Origin of the sequence: Cryobacterium sp. Hh38 (assembly GCF_004403235.1) — a bacterium.
GTDB lineage: Bacteria > Actinomycetota > Actinomycetes > Actinomycetales > Microbacteriaceae > Cryobacterium > Cryobacterium levicorallinum.
Window position 1 is genome coordinate 290,397 of sequence record NZ_SOHD01000008.1, and the last position, 13,997, is coordinate 304,393.

The 13,997-nt window shown below is 64.5% G+C and carries 12 protein-coding genes; 7 read left to right on the top strand and 5 right to left on the bottom strand.

Annotated features, from left to right (window positions below; genetic code table 11):
• Positions 1 to 6: 6 nt before the first annotated feature.
• Positions 7 to 1,908 carry a protein kinase gene (locus tag E3T41_RS04690; RefSeq protein WP_166791493.1) on the bottom strand — a complete coding sequence of 634 codons (1,902 nt, stop codon included), beginning with the start codon at positions 1,906 to 1,908 and terminating at the stop codon, positions 7 to 9.
• 166 nt (positions 1,909 to 2,074) lie between these two features.
• Here E3T41_RS04690 and lipB point away from each other — a divergent pair, with 166 nt between their 5' ends.
• Genes lipB through E3T41_RS04705 form a run of 3 tightly spaced genes read left to right on the top strand, consistent with a single transcriptional unit; the run spans position 2,075 to position 4,508 of the window.
• On the top strand, positions 2,075 to 2,755 hold the full coding sequence (lipB, locus tag E3T41_RS04695) for a lipoyl(octanoyl) transferase LipB (RefSeq protein WP_092448639.1): 681 nt from the start codon (positions 2,075 to 2,077) through the stop codon (positions 2,753 to 2,755).
• Positions 2,752 to 3,741, top strand: coding sequence for a lipoyl synthase (lipA, locus tag E3T41_RS04700; RefSeq protein WP_092448640.1), 990 nt, complete (start codon positions 2,752 to 2,754; stop codon positions 3,739 to 3,741). Before lipB ends, lipA begins: the two co-directional genes overlap by 4 nt.
• Before the next feature lie 59 nt (positions 3,742 to 3,800).
• Positions 3,801 to 4,508, top strand: coding sequence for a DUF4191 domain-containing protein (locus E3T41_RS04705; protein WP_104132502.1), 708 nt, complete (start codon positions 3,801 to 3,803; stop codon positions 4,506 to 4,508).
• Between the two features lie 103 nt (positions 4,509 to 4,611).
• Here the strand turns inward: E3T41_RS04705 and E3T41_RS04710 are convergent, their stop codons facing one another.
• Entirely contained in the window at positions 4,612 to 5,040 is a 429-nt protein-coding gene (locus tag E3T41_RS04710; RefSeq protein WP_092448642.1) for an RDD family protein, read from the bottom strand.
• A 144-nt stretch (positions 5,041 to 5,184) separates the two neighbouring features.
• Here E3T41_RS04710 and glnA point away from each other — a divergent pair, with 144 nt between their 5' ends.
• Entirely contained in the window at positions 5,185 to 6,609 is a 1,425-nt protein-coding gene (glnA, locus tag E3T41_RS04715; protein ID WP_092448643.1) for a type I glutamate--ammonia ligase, read from the top strand.
• Positions 6,610 to 6,681: 72 nt separating this feature from the next.
• Here glnA and E3T41_RS04720 read toward each other — a convergent pair whose 3' ends face one another.
• Both E3T41_RS04720 and E3T41_RS04725 read right to left on the bottom strand, forming a co-directional pair.
• Positions 6,682 to 9,765, bottom strand: coding sequence for a bifunctional [glutamine synthetase] adenylyltransferase/[glutamine synthetase]-adenylyl-L-tyrosine phosphorylase (locus tag E3T41_RS04720; RefSeq protein WP_134477506.1), 3,084 nt, complete (start codon positions 9,763 to 9,765; stop codon positions 6,682 to 6,684).
• Between the two features lie 37 nt (positions 9,766 to 9,802).
• Positions 9,803 to 11,140 carry a glutamine synthetase family protein gene (locus tag E3T41_RS04725; protein ID WP_092108031.1) on the bottom strand — a complete coding sequence of 446 codons (1,338 nt, stop codon included), beginning with the start codon at positions 11,138 to 11,140 and terminating at the stop codon, positions 9,803 to 9,805.
• 89 nt (positions 11,141 to 11,229) lie between these two features.
• Between E3T41_RS04725 and panB the strand changes: the two genes are divergently transcribed.
• A complete protein-coding gene (gene panB, locus E3T41_RS04730) occupies positions 11,230 to 12,111 on the top strand; it encodes a 3-methyl-2-oxobutanoate hydroxymethyltransferase (protein ID WP_134477508.1) in 882 nt (293 codons plus the stop codon).
• A gap of 15 nt (positions 12,112 to 12,126) precedes the next feature.
• Here panB and E3T41_RS04735 read toward each other — a convergent pair whose 3' ends face one another.
• The gene (locus E3T41_RS04735; protein ID WP_104132505.1) at positions 12,127 to 12,315 is read right to left on the bottom strand and encodes an SPOR domain-containing protein; all 189 of its coding nucleotides are present in this window, start codon (positions 12,313 to 12,315) and stop codon (positions 12,127 to 12,129) included.
• A gap of 12 nt (positions 12,316 to 12,327) precedes the next feature.
• On the opposite strand from E3T41_RS04735, the gene map reads away from it, so the two are divergent.
• Both map and ppgK read left to right on the top strand, forming a co-directional pair.
• Entirely contained in the window at positions 12,328 to 13,191 is an 864-nt protein-coding gene (gene map, locus E3T41_RS04740; protein ID WP_092448730.1) for a type I methionyl aminopeptidase, read from the top strand.
• A gap of 29 nt (positions 13,192 to 13,220) precedes the next feature.
• Positions 13,221 to 13,979 carry a polyphosphate--glucose phosphotransferase gene (gene ppgK, locus E3T41_RS04745; protein ID WP_134477510.1) on the top strand — a complete coding sequence of 253 codons (759 nt, stop codon included), beginning with the start codon at positions 13,221 to 13,223 and terminating at the stop codon, positions 13,977 to 13,979.
• Positions 13,980 to 13,997 lie beyond the last annotated feature (18 nt).

A 13,997-nucleotide genomic window follows, 5' to 3' on the forward strand; every position in this document is an offset into this window, starting at 1 on the left:
AGCAAATCAGTAGTCGAAAATCTCACGAAGACGCCAGCCGCCCTCGCCCTTGACCACAAGGACCGAGGCTGGCTGGCCTTTTTCGTTCCCGGCGCCCGGGGCGAGTGCGACAACGGCCAGGTTGCCGGTTCGTTCCGCGAGGGTCGGCAGGTGGCCCACGTAGTCCGGCAGTTGCGGTCCTGACCCGCCCTGTTGCCGCTGACGCGCGTCGTAGCTGTCCAGAGCGAGCACGGCCGACCCGGTCTGGTCGACGCCCACCAGGCAGACGAGGGACGCCGCAGCGAGGCAAGCGGCCCGGCCGGCGAGCAGCGCCACCACGGCCGCAATCGGATCGTCCCCCGCAATCGCAGCCGCGTCCGGCGTTTCAAGGTCGGAGACGGCACCACCAGCCTGGCTGTGGTCTGAAGAATGGTCGCTATTATCCGGTGTCGCGGACGTTGCGGGCGGTCCGGCCGCCACCGCGTCGGCCGCGGGACCGGGGCGCCCGGAATGACCGGAGAGCGGAAACAACGTCAGTGCCAACACGAGCACGCTGACACCGACCAATCCCGCCACCAGGATAGGCCTTCGACGACCGTGAAGTCGTTTACGCAGGCCATGCCCGAGTGCCGCGACCGGACGTGCATCAACCAGGCTGTTGAGCAGCCGGCTGAGCAGCCAGCTGAGGAGATGCCGTAACCCGGCGACCCTCGCCACCAGGTTACCAAGGGCCCGGGAGGGCGGTCTCAGGCCCGCATTGACAGCAGAAGGATACGGGTCGGGGTCGTGCAGAACGGGGTCGTCGTGTTCCGGGGCGTACGGGCCCGGCGCAGTCCGTTCGGTGGCGTGGCCGCGTTCGCTGAACGTGCCTCGGATCTGCAGGTTTCCGATTCGCCGAGCGGGCTCCGCAACCTCCTGGCCACCGATCGACGGGTCAGCCGACCCGGCGCTGTCGGGATCCGGTTCGGTGACGAGTCGAAAGCCCCGCAGCGGTTCCGCGTCGGCCCAGTCGAACAGGGCGCGTTCCAGATCCACCAGGATCGATTCCGTCGGTTTCAGTGCGAGGAACGCTCCAGGTTCTGCGCCGTACCGGCCAACATCGTACGGCCCAACACTGGTTTGACCAGCACCGTACCGACCCGCACCGTCGCTCGGATCCACCGCCTCGTGGAACCGCCGGATCAATTCTGCCCCGCCGTGGCTGCGCGCGTCAGTCTCGGCGAGCCCAGCACAGACGCACCGCCCGATGGTCGCCAGCCGGGTGTAATCGGCGCGGAGGAGCGGCATCCGCTCTCGTAGGGCGTCGCTGAATTGGCGGATCGCACCGAATCCGGTCAGCACGGAGCGGCCGGTCGCGTCGAGCAGTACGGTGGCCTGGCTGAGGCTGCCGTGTGCGAACTCGGCCGAATGCAGCGCGTTGAGGGCCACCACGACGGGGGCGAGGAGGGTCACCGCTTCGCCCGGCGACAGCACGGGATGTTCGATCAAATAGCGGGCCAACGACCCGCCGGCGAGCCGTTCCAAGATCAGGCAGATTCGACCATCACCGAGCTGCGCGACATCGAGCAGCCGGACCAGCCCCGGCGCTGCTGCCGAGGTGAGGACGGCGATGTCGCTCTCGATGCTCGCCGACTCGGTGTCGGCACGGAATATCTTGAGGGCGACCATGGCGCCGCTGCTGGAATGTCCGAGATAGATTGCAGCGCGGTCCCCCGTGCCAAGCAGCCGAATCAGTCGGTAGCCGGCAACGACGCATTCGCTCTGCAGCGCTGCCGACCCCGGCGCGCGATTTCCGTCGACCTCCAGCTGCGGCCGAGGACCGAAGCGAATCGGGTCACCAAGTCGGATCGGGTTTCTGAATTGGATCGGGTTTCTGAATTGGATCGGGTCATCGACCGGAGCCGGGGGCGCTGCGCTGCGTCGTTTCACGAGACCATGTTCTCGCGGGAATCCGGTGCACAGACCTGGCCGGCACGCACCGGTGCACAACGGGCGAACCAGGAAAGCGGGGAGGAGCGCAGAAACCTGACGGCAGCCAGACTGACAAACGTCTGCAGCTCGCCCCAACTCCCCCGCAGCCCCCTAGACTGGGCCAATGCTCGACTTTGTCGTCGCGGGGCTAAGCGCCAACTCCGTGCCGTATGTTGAGGGCCTAGAGCTCCAACGCGCAGTCCACCGTTCCGTCGTCGCCCGTGAGCGACCGGACACCGTCCTCCTTTTGGAGCATCCCGCCGTGTACACCGCGGGTAAACGCACCCTGCCGGAAGAACGCCCCGTCGACGACACCCCGGTGATCGACGTCGACCGCGGCGGTAAAATCACCTGGCACGGACCTGGGCAGCTGGTCGGCTACCCCATCCTGCACCTCGCAGAACCGGTCGACGTCGTCGGCTATGTTCGATCTCTCGAGGGCATGCTGATCGAGGTGCTGATCGGCTTCGGCATCGACGCCGTCCGGGTAGCCGGACGTTCGGGAGTCTGGGTCGGACCGGCCGGCCACGAAGACAAGATCGCCGCCATTGGAATTCGAGTGGCACAGGGTGTCACCATGCACGGCTTCGCGCTCAACTGCAGCAACTCCCTCGAGCCGTATGACCGCATCATCGCCTGCGGAATTCGCGATGCCGGAGTCACCACAATGTCCCGCGTCCTCGGCCGCACCGTAGACCCGAGTGACCTGATCGACCCCATCACCGCTGGCTTTCAGCGCACGCTGGGAGCCGACACCGACAGCCTTAACCCCGTCAGCCTCGACAACGTCAGGACGAACGCATGAACGCAGTACCCGAAGGCCGCAAACTCCTACGCCTGGAAATTCGCAACGCCGAAACTCCGATCGAACGTAAGCCGGCCTGGATCAAGACCGTCGCCAAAATGGGCCCCGAATATCAGAAGCTGCAGAGTCTCGTGAAAAGCGAGAACCTGCACACGGTCTGCCAGGAAGCCGGCTGCCCCAACATCTTCGAGTGCTGGGAAGACCGCGAAGCAACCTTTTTGATCGGCGGCTCCCAGTGCACACGACGCTGTGACTTCTGCCAGATCGACACCGGGAAGCCGGCCGACTACGACACCGACGAGCCCCGCCGCGTCGGTGAATCGGTTGTCACCATGAACCTGCGCTATGCCACCGTGACCGGTGTGGCCAGGGACGACCTGCCCGACGAGGGGGCCTGGCTCTACGCCGAGACCATTCGCCAGATCCACCAGCAGAGCCCCGGAACCGGCGTCGAGATTCTGGTGCCGGACTTCTCCGGCAACCCGGATCATCTCGCGCAGGTGTTCTCAGCCCAACCGGAAGTTTTCGCGCACAACGTCGAAACCGTGCCGCGCATCTTCAAGCGCATCCGCCCCGCCTTTCGCTACGACCGGTCGCTCGACGTGCTCACCCAGGGCCGTAACGCCGGTCTGATTACCAAGTCCAACCTCATCCTGGGAATGGGTGAAGAACGCGCGGAAATCACCCAGGCCCTGCACGACCTGTACGAAGCCGGCACCGACATCATCACCATCACGCAGTACCTGCGGCCGAGTGCCCGACACCTGCCGGTCGCCCGCTGGGTGCGCCCGGAGGAATTCGTCGAACTCAATGAGGAGGCCAAAGAAATCGGCTTTCTCGGCGTGCTTTCCGGTCCGCTGGTGCGGTCGTCCTATCGGGCTGGCCGGCTGTGGGCCCAGTCCATGGTCGCGACCGGCCGGGAGATTCCGGCCGACCTGCGCCAGCTGGCGGATGCCCAACTTGGGTTCGCCCAGGCCGTCTCCTAATGCGAGGACGGGGTGAATTCGGTCACTCGGCATTCGAGTGACTGGGTAGTCTTATACCCATGGCACGCAGCAAGGAAAAGACCCCCAAAAAACCGAAGAAACCCGGCCGCTTGAAGCAAATGTGGCAGGTTTTCCAGATGACGAGACGATATGACTCGAATATCGTCTGGATTCTGGTTCTGGCCTTCCTAATCCCCGTTCTGATCAGCCTGGCCCTGGCCCTGCTGATCCCCGGCAGCAACGTCTTCACGATGGTGCTGTGGATCGTCGCCGGCGTGCTCGCCGGAATCCTGGCGATGCTCATCATTCTGGGGCGGCGGGCCGAGAAAGCCGCCTATTCGCAGATCGAGGGCCAGCCCGGTGCTGTCGGTGCCGTGCTGCGCAGCTCGCTCAAGCGGGGGTGGGTCGGCAGTGAAATGCCGGTCGCCGTAAACGGCAAGACTCAGGATGCTGTCTATCGGGCTGTCGGTCGCGGTGGAGTCGTGCTGATCAGCGAGGGCCCGAAAACGCGCACCACACGCATGCTCGACGAAGAGAAGCGCAAGATCGTGCGCATCGGCGGCAACGTCGGCGTGACCGTGATCTCGGTTGGACCCGACGACGACGCCGTGCCGCTGCACAAGCTGGCCCGCCGTCTAACCCGGATCAAGCCCACCCTGACCAAGGCCGAAGTTCTTGCGGTCAACAACCGCCTGAATTCCATGGGCACCAAGCTTCCCATTCCCAAGGGCGTCGACCCGATGAAGGCGCGCCCGCAGCGCGGTTGACTCCAGACAGATTCACCCGATTCCGGGGAACCAAAAGAAGGGCCCACGCTTCGCGTGCGGCCCTTCTTTTGGTTGTTCGGACTGTGCGGCACAGACCGGACCGCTACTGACGAATGAGGGCCGTTCCGGCGATCTTGTCGTGGAAGCCGCGCTGATCGGAATCCCAGACCAAGGCGGGAAGCGCGATCCCGAGCAGCAGCGAGCGCACCACCGGCCGCCACAGCCCGATCCAACCGCCGTGAAGGGAGATGAGCCGCAGGCCAACGAGCCGGTGGCCGATACTGGCCCCGATGGTCGGAATAAACACGATCTGCAGGATGACGAAGATGATTAGGTTCGCGGCCGGATCGTAGTTGAAGAAGATCGCCGACACCGCGATCGCGATGGCCCAGTCGATGGCGAAGCCCAGAATTCGCCGTCCAGGCCGACCGATCGAACTCGGCCCGTGCTGGGGTAGCCCGAGGCGCTCCCCCGGCCATTTGCTCGGTGGCACTGGACCAAACGTGTTCGGGCGGGAGCTGGAGTCTGGCACCCGATAAGTCTACCGAGCAGGCTCCCCTGTAACATGTGTGAAACATAAGCGTCACGGACAAGTAACGCAGCGCTACTAATCTCAATAAAGCCGATGTGTCCGATTCGGCAATTTACACGCCCACGTCGTCTGGAGTTTATCCGCATGTTCCGCGATTCGTCAGAAGTGCTCAAATTCATCAAAGACACGGACGTCAAGTTCCTTGACATCCGTTTCACCGATCTTCCCGGTGTGCAGCAGCACTTCAACATCCCGGCATCCACCGTTGATGAAGAATTCTTCACCGTTGGCCAGATGTTCGATGGCTCGTCGATCCGCGGTTTCGCGTCGATCCACGAATCCGACATGCAGCTCATCCCCGACGTGTCGACCGCATACATCGACGCCTTCCGCACCGAGCGCACGCTCATCATGCTGTTTGACATCTACAACCCGCGCAACGGCGAGATCTACTCCAAAGACCCGCGCCAGGTAGCCAAGAAGGCTGAGAAGTACCTCGCCTCCACCGGCATCGGCGACACCGCATTCTTCGGCTCCGAAGCCGAGTTCTACATTTTCGACGACGTGCGTTACGAAGTTAACCAGCACACCAGCTTCTACTCCGTCGACTCCAGCGAAGGCGCCTGGAACTCGGGCAAGAAAGAAGAAGGCGGAAACCTCGCCAACAAGACGCCATTCAAGGGCGGCTACTTTCCGGTCAGCCCGGTCGACCAGCACGTCGACATGCGCGACGACATCTGCCTCAAGCTGATCGAAGCCGGCCTCATCCTCGAACGCAGCCACCACGAGGTCGGCACCGGCGGCCAGGGCGAGATCAACTACAAGTTCGACACCATGGTGCACGCGGCCGATGACCTGCTCAAGTTCAAGTACATCGTCAAGAACACCGCGCACGACTGGGGCAAGACGGCGACCTTCATGCCCAAGCCGTTGTTCGGCGACAATGGCTCTGGCATGCACACCCACCAGTCTCTCTGGGCCGACGGCAAGCCGCTGTTCTACGATGAGGCCGGCTATGGCGGACTCTCCGATGTGGCCCGCTGGTACATCGGAGGCCTGCTAAAGCACGCTCCGGCAGTGCTCGCGTTCACGAACCCGACGGTGAACTCCTACCACCGCCTCGTTCCCGGCTTCGAAGCACCGGTCAACCTGGTCTACTCGGCCGGCAACCGGTCAGCGTCCATCCGCATCCCGATCACCGGCACCAACCCGAAGGCCAAGCGCCTCGAGTTCCGTGCACCCGATGCCTCCGGCAACCCGTACCTCGCGTTCGCCGCGCAGCTCATGGCCGGCCTCGACGGGATCAAGAACCGCACCGAACCGCACGAGCCCGTCGACAAGGACCTCTACGAGCTGCCGCCCGAAGAAGCCAAGAACATCCCCCAGGTTCCGGCTTCGCTCGAAGAAGCCCTGCAGGCCCTCGAAGCGGACCACGACTTTCTGCTGGCAGGAAACGTCTTCACCCCTGAGTTGATCGAGACCTGGATCGAGTACAAGCGCGAAAACGAGATCAAGCCGCTCGCTCAGCGCCCTCACCCATTCGAGTTCGAGCTCTACTACGGCGTCTAAGCCCAACGTGTGAGAAAAGGACCGCATCCTCGGATGCGGTCCTTTCCTCGTAGCTGACGTCCCCGCGCAGGCTCAGCCGGCCGTCGGGCCCGGGCGCTCCACCGGGCCATAGAACAAACGCTCAAACACGGCGCGGGCGCGCCGCGTGACGGCGAGGTAGTCGTCTTCCAGCTGGTTGCCCGACCCCGGTGGGTATTCCATCACGCGGGCGATGCCTTCGAGGGCTGCGCGATCCGTCGGGAGCACGTTCGAGGTGTGATTGGTCCACAGGGTGATGGCCGAGCGCGCGCGGGACGCGAAGACCCAGGCGCTGCGCAAGACCGCGGCATCCGCTGCCGGAATCAAACCCGCAGTCACTGCCTCGGTCAGGGCGTGCAGAGTCGACGTCGTGCGGAGCGCGGGAATGGCCGCGGCGTGCTGCAGTTGCAGCAATTGCACGAGCCATTCGACGTCGCTGAGCGACCCGCGCCCCAGCTTGAGGTGCCGGTTCGAGTCGGCTCCCTGCGGCAGACGCTCGTTCTCGACCCGCGCTTTGATGCGGCGGACCTCACGCACGGCCTGCTCGCTGATATTGCTCGGATACCGCACCTCGGCGGCCACGGCCTCGAAGTCGCGCAGCAGAGCGGCATCCCCGGCGACTCCGCGGCCGCGCAGCAGCGCCTGGGCTTCCCAGGTGAGCGACCAGCGCCGGTAGTAGGCCTGGTACGACTCAAGCGACCGCACCACCGGCCCATTGCTGCCCTCCGGGCGCAGGCCGATGTCCAGATCCAACGGCAGGCGGGCGTCATCGCTCAGCCGGTTGAGTTCACGAACGATAAACCTGGCACGCTCGTTGGCGGCTTCACCCTCAAGGGTGCCGGCACGAAAGACATACATGACATCGGCGTCGGAGCCGAAACCGAGTTCAGCACCACCGAAGCGGCCCATTCCGACAACCGCAAATTCAATGCCATCGGGAGAAGCGGATGCTGGGCTCTCAGCCGAATCGCTGAGTTCGCCGCCGCGAATGGCCGCGATCACTCCTTGGATATAGGTCGCATTGACATCGGTGAGGCCCTGACCCAGTTGGTCGAGGTTGATCTGGCCGAGGAGCGAGGCGAAGGCCAGGCGGAGCATCTCGCGCCGGCGCGCCGCCCGAAGGATGGTGCTAGCGGCATCCGCACTTTCGTGTCGGCCGAGTACCGCGCGTGTTTCGTCCCGCAGGGCCCTGAGTGGACGAGGCTGCAGGTCGTCCTCGTCTTCCAACCAGGCCACCGCTTCGGGGATCTTCTCGAGCAGTTCCCCGATGTAGCGGCTGCCGGACAGCACGCGGGTGAGTCGCTCCGCAGCGCCGGACGAGTCGCGCAGCATGCGCAGGAACCAGTAGGTCGAGCCAAGGTTGTCGCTGAGCCGCCGAAACGCGAGAAAGCCATAGTCGGGGTCAGCCCCCTGGGACAGCCACTGCAGCAGGACGGGCAGCAGATGACGCTGAATTGCCGCGCGTCGTGAGACCCCACCCGAGAGCGCCGCGATGTGGGCGAGGGCGCCCTTGGTGTTAAGGAAACCAATCGCGGCCAGCCGAGCCTCGGCCTGCGCACTGGTCAGATTCAGACCCTCGGCCGGCAGTGAGGCAACCGCCGAGAGCAGCGGACGGTAAAACAACCGCTCGTGCAGGCCGCGCACGCGTTGCTTGGTCTCTGACCAGCGGATGGTCAGCCCCGCAGCGCTCGTCGCCAGACCGGTCGACCGGGCCAGCACCCGCAGGTTCGCCTCGTCCCGGGGGACCAGGTGGGTGCGGCGCAGCTTCTGCAGCTGCAGCCGGTGCTCCATCAGGCGCAGCACGCGGTAGTCCTGGGCGAATTCGGTCGCTTCGGCCCGCCCGACGTAGCCGGCCGTGGCCAGTGCGGTCAGGGCGGGGAGGGTGCCGGCCTGGCGCACCTCCGGATCAGTCTGGCCGTGCACGAGCTGCAGCAGCTGCACCGTGAATTCGATATCGCGCAGGCCTCCCGGCCCGAGCTTGAGCTGCACATCGACCTCATCGTCGGGGATATTGTCGGTGACGCGTTCCCGCATCCGCTGCACGGACTCGACGAAATTCTCGCGGCTGGCGCTGTTCCAGACCTTGGGTGTGACGGCGTCGATGTAGCGTCCCCCGAGCTCGCGGTCCCCCGCGAGCGTGCGCGCCTTGAGCAGGGCCTGGAACTCCCAACTCTTGGCCCAGCGATCGTAGTAGGCGAGGTGGGATTCGATCGAACGCACGAGCGCACCGCTCTTGCCCTCCGGGCGCAGGTTGGGATCGACCTCCCAGAGTTCCGGTTCGACAGCGGACTCGTTGAGTGCACGCATGATGAGTACGGCCAGCCGGGTCGCTATTTCGACGGCGCGGGAGCTTTCCAGCCCGACCGTGTGATCACCGTCGGCGACGAAGATGACATCGACATCACTGACGTAGTTGAGTTCACTCGCGCCGGCCTTGCCCATACCGATAATCGCCAGCCGGGTCGCGCGCACCTGTTCGGTGGGGAACACGCCGCGGCCGGCCGACTCGCCGCTGCACATGGTGCGCGCGACAGCGAGGGCGGCCTCGAGAGCCGCCGTCGCGAGGTCGGACAGGGTGCGGGCCACTCCGTCGAGCCCGGCCACGGGGTCATCTTGTTCGAGGTCGAAGGCCGCAAGTTGTGCTAGCCGGCGGCGGTATCGCACCCGAAGGGCGATCCAGGCCTCCTCGTCCACCAGGCGGGAGAATCCGTCGCTCGCGCCCACCGAGTCCAACAGGTCGCGCACCAGGTCATCGACGCTGGGCAGCACGGCCAGCGGTACCTTGAGGACGGACAATTCGTTCGGGTGTCGCAGGAAGAATTCGGCGAGGCCACTCGACGCCCCGAGAACCCGGAGCAGACGCCTGGCCGCAGCGCACGACTGCAGCAGGTGGAACAGTTCAGCGGATCCCTGCCGGAGCAGCGCGACCAGCGCGACCAGCGCAGCATCCGGACTGGCCGTTTTCGTCAGGAGCGGAAGCAGCCGGTGCGTGTCGGTCAACCGGTCGGTCGCCTCGGACGCGCTGTGTGGGCTGCTCGCACCGAGGCGCTCGACCTCGTCGAGCCGACCGCGCACCTCTGTGAGGTCCACGAACCCGACCCGAACAAGCTCGGTCAGTGTTAAATACGAACGCTCCATCGCGGGTGATTCCTTCGATCATCGACAGGGTTGCGAGTTAGAGCATCTCCAGATTTTTCTGCAGCTCGAACGGAGTGACCTGCGACCGGTAGTCGCGCCATTCCTGGCGCTTGTTCAGCAGGACGTAGTTGAAGACCTGTTCCCCGAGCGTCTCCGCGACGAGTTCGGACTCCTCCATGAACTGAATGGCATGGTCCAGGCTCGCCGGCAGCTGAGTGTAGCCGAGGGCACGGCGCTCCGTGTCGCTCAGGCTCCAGACGTTGTCCTCGGCTTCGGGCGGCAACTCGTAGCCCTCCTCGATGCCCTTGAGGCCGGCAGCCAGCATGAGCGAGTAGGCGAGGTAGGGGTTGGCCGCTGAGTCGATCGCGCGGTACTCGACGCGAGCGCTCTGGCCCTTGTTCGGCTTGTACAGCGGTACTCGCACGAGGGCCGAACGGTTGTTGTGGCCCCAGCAGACAAAGCTCGGGGCCTCGTCGCCGCCCCACAGCCGCTTGTAGGAGTTGACGAACTGGTTGGTCACCGCGGTGATCTCCGGCGCGTGCTTCAGCAGTCCGGCGATGAATTGGCGGCCGATCTTGGACAGCTGGTACTTGGCACCAGCCTCGTAGAACGCATTCGCGTCGCCCTCAAACAACGACATGTGGGTGTGCATGCCGGATCCGGGGTGCTCAGACATGGGCTTGGGCATGAACGTCGCGTAAACGCCCTGCTCAATGGCGACTTCCTTGACCACGGTGCGGAAGGTCATGATGTTATCGGCGGTGGTCAGCGCATCGGCGTACCGCAGGTCGATCTCATTCTGGCCGGGTCCCGCTTCGTGGTGGCTGAACTCCACCGAGATACCCAGGTCTTCGAGCATGCGCACGGACCGGCGACGGAAGTCGTGCGCGGTGCCGCCGGGAACGTTGTCGAAGTAGCCCGCCGAGTCGACCGGGATCGGCCCGTTCTTGCCGTACTTCGAGGACTTGAGCAGGTAGAACTCCACCTCGGGGTGGGTGTAAAACGTGAAGCCGCGGTCGGCTGCCTTGGCCAGGGTGCGCTTGAGCACGTTGCGCGGGTCGGCCACGGCGGGCTGCCCGTCGGGCGTGGTGATGTCGCAGAACATGCGGGCGGTCGGGTCGACCTCGCCGCGCCACGGCAGAATCTGGAACGTGGTGGGATCCGGGTGAGCCAAGACATCCGCTTCGAAAGAACGGGTGAGGCCTTCGATGGCCGAGCCATCGAAACCGAGGCCTTCGTTGAAGGCACCTTCAACCTCGGCGGGCGCGATGGCGACCGATTTCAGGGTGCCGACGACATCGGTGAACCAGAGTCGAACGAACTTGATTCCTCGCTCCTCGATGGTCCGAAGAACGAAGTCGCGCTGCTTGTCCATTCACGCTCTTTCTGATTGCTCCAACTTTAATAACTACTGCCTAGGCTACTGGCTCCAAGCACGATTCCTTGCCTGACTAAACTTGTCGCATGCCAGAGTTGACAGTGCCAGAGCCCATAGTCCCTCCCGCCGATGTCCCGGTTCAGCAGCCGTATGGACACGCTCCCGAGGGCCCCAAGCGGGTACGCACCAGACATTTCCAGACCGCGAAGCTGCAAGGCATCCCGATTACCGGCCTGACCAGCTACGACATGCTCACCGCACAGATTTTTGATGAGGCCGGTATCGACTTTCTCCTGGTCGGTGATTCGGCCGGCAACAACGTCTTCGGTTACGAGACCACCCTGCCGGTCACCGTTGACGAGCTCATTCCGCTGACCCGCGCCGTGGCGCGCGCGGTCACCCGCGCGCTCGTCGTCGCGGACCTGCCGTTCGGGTCCTACGAGAGCGGTCCGGATCAGGCCCTGGCCACGGCTGTGCGGTTCATGAAGGAATCCCAGGCGCACGCGGTGAAGCTGGAGGGTGGGGAGCGCAGCCACAAACAGATTCGGCGCATCGTGTCGGCCGGCATCCCGGTGATGGGGCATATCGGCTTCACCCCGCAGAGCGAGCACGGGCTTGGCGGTCACATTATCCAGGGCCGCGGCGAAGCGGCCGAAGCACTCATTATCGACGCCCTCGCCGTTCAGGAGGCCGGTGCCTTTGCCGTGGTCCTCGAAATGGTCCCGGCCTCGGTCGCTGCCCAGGTGACCGAACGCCTGTCGATCCCGACTATCGGGGTCGGTGCCGGACCATCCGTTGACGGTCAATTGCTGGTCTGGACCGATTTCGCCGGCATGACCAGCGGCCGGGTACCAAAATTTGTGCGCCAGTATGCTGACGTGCGAGCGGTGCTAACGGATGCCGTGCAACGGTTCACCGCCGATGTCGCCTCCGGCGCCTACCCGGCTCCAGAGCACAGCTATGAGTAACGCGCCTTCGGGCCGTTAGCGAGCGTCTCGCGCGTCGTCCTCAGACCACTTGGCGCTGTTCGCCCGCAGCTTCTCCAGGGCGTGGGAGGCGTCCTCGCGGGTATTGAACGGACCGACCCGATCCAGCGACGCCGACTGCAGGCCGTGCTCGACCTCGCCGGTGCGCATGTTGTACCAGAATGCGTGTTCTTTGTCCTCGGCCATAAGCTTGATCCTATGCCTAAGGATTCAATCGGTCACCTCATCCCGGGAACGGTGTCATCGACCCGTTCCGTTCCCTCCCAGATCGTTCGCCCGGAGTACGTCGGCAAGACCGGCCCGAGCCCGTTCACCGGCTCCGACGTTTACTCGGCCGAGAAGATCGAGCTCATTCGTGAGTCGGGCCGCATCGCCGCCGAGGCCATTGCCGCTGTCGGCCGGGCAATCGTTCCCGGCGTGACGACCGAGGAACTCGACCAAATCGGTCACGACTACATGGTCGCCAACGACGCCTACCCCTCGACGCTCGGCTACCGCGGCTACCCGAAGTCGCTGTGCAGTTCGGTGAACGAGGTCATCTGCCACGGAATCCCCGATAACACCGTGCTCGAAAACGGTGACATCGTGAACATCGACATCACCGCCTTCAAGAATGGCGTGCACGGCGATACCAACGTCACCTTCATCGTCGGCGAAGCCTGCGAAGAGGTCACCCTGTTGGTCGAGCGCACTCGCGAGGCACTGGCCCGCGGCATCAAGGCCGTCGCCCCCGGCCGGCAGGTCAATGTGATCGGCCGCACGATCGAGTCCTATGCGAAACGGTTCAACTACGGCGTGGTGCGCGACTACACCGGGCACGGCGTCGGCGAAGCCTTCCACTCCGGCCTGATCATTCCGCACTATGACGCCCCGCAGTACGACACCGTGATGGAGGTCGGCATGGTCTTCACCATTGAGCCGATGCTCACCCTCGGCACGAGCGACTGGGACATCTGGGATGACGACTGGACGGTCCTCACCCGCGACCGCAGCATCACGGCGCAGTTCGAACACACCATCGTGGTGACCGAACGGGGCGCCGAAATTCTGACCCTGCCCTGACCGCTCTTTCGACCAGATAGGTTCACTTCATGACTGCAACGACGGCAATCGGCATCGACATCGGTGGCACCGGAATCAAGGGAGCCGTCGTCGATCTGTCGACCGGTGACCTGCTCTCGGAGCGGGTGAAGCTGCCGACACCCAAGGGCGGCCGACCGCAGGACATCATTGAAACCACGCGCACGCTGCTCGGGACGGTGTCCCAGGGAGTCGGCGACCTGCCGGTCGGCATCTGTTTTCCCGCGGTTGTCAAGAACGGGCACACCATGTCGGCGGCGAACGTGTCGTCGAAGTGGATCGGCCTGGCCGCTGAGGCATTGTTCGAAAAGAGCCTGGGGCTCCCCATCCACTTCATCAACGACGCGGATGCCGCGGGATACGCCGAAGCGCAGTTCGGGGCGGCGAAGGACGTTGCCGGCGTCGTACTGCTAACCACGCTCGGCACCGGAATCGGTTCGGCGCTGCTCAATGACGGTGTGCTGGTTCCGAACACGGAACTCGGCCACCTGCAAATCGACGGTCACGACTATGAGACCCGGGCGGCGTACTCGGCCAAAGAACGCGAGAACCTCAGCTGGGACAAGTGGGCGTCACGCCTGCAGAAGTACTACACAACCCTGGAACTGTTGTTCACTCCCGACCTGTTCATCGTCGGCGGCGGCGTCTCCAAACATCACGAGGACTTTCTGCCGCTTCTGCGCCTGAAAACCAGGATTATCCCGGCCGTGCACCGCAACAACGCCGGCATCCTCGGTGCGGCCGCCCTCGCCGCCAGGTTCCCCGGCTGATTCGCACCAGCTGAGGCG

Excerpts from the sequence above, each read along its gene's own strand:
- lipB (WP_092448639.1), top strand. The coding sequence starts at position 2,075 with ATGCTCGACTTTGTCGTCGCGGGGCTAAGCGCCAACTCCGTGCCGTAT.
- lipA (WP_092448640.1), top strand. The coding sequence starts at position 2,752 with ATGAACGCAGTACCCGAAGGCCGCAAACTCCTACGCCTGGAAATTCGC.
- E3T41_RS04705 (WP_104132502.1), top strand. The coding sequence starts at position 3,801 with ATGGCACGCAGCAAGGAAAAGACCCCCAAAAAACCGAAGAAACCCGGC.
- glnA (WP_092448643.1), top strand. The coding sequence starts at position 5,185 with ATGTTCCGCGATTCGTCAGAAGTGCTCAAATTCATCAAAGACACGGAC.
- E3T41_RS04720 (WP_134477506.1), bottom strand. The coding sequence starts at position 9,765 with ATGGAGCGTTCGTATTTAACACTGACCGAGCTTGTTCGGGTCGGGTTC.
- E3T41_RS04725 (WP_092108031.1), bottom strand. The coding sequence starts at position 11,140 with ATGGACAAGCAGCGCGACTTCGTTCTTCGGACCATCGAGGAGCGAGGA.
- panB (WP_134477508.1), top strand. The coding sequence starts at position 11,230 with ATGCCAGAGTTGACAGTGCCAGAGCCCATAGTCCCTCCCGCCGATGTC.
- E3T41_RS04735 (WP_104132505.1), bottom strand. The coding sequence starts at position 12,315 with ATGGCCGAGGACAAAGAACACGCATTCTGGTACAACATGCGCACCGGC.
- map (WP_092448730.1), top strand. The coding sequence starts at position 12,328 with ATGCCTAAGGATTCAATCGGTCACCTCATCCCGGGAACGGTGTCATCG.
- ppgK (WP_134477510.1), top strand. The coding sequence starts at position 13,221 with ATGACTGCAACGACGGCAATCGGCATCGACATCGGTGGCACCGGAATC.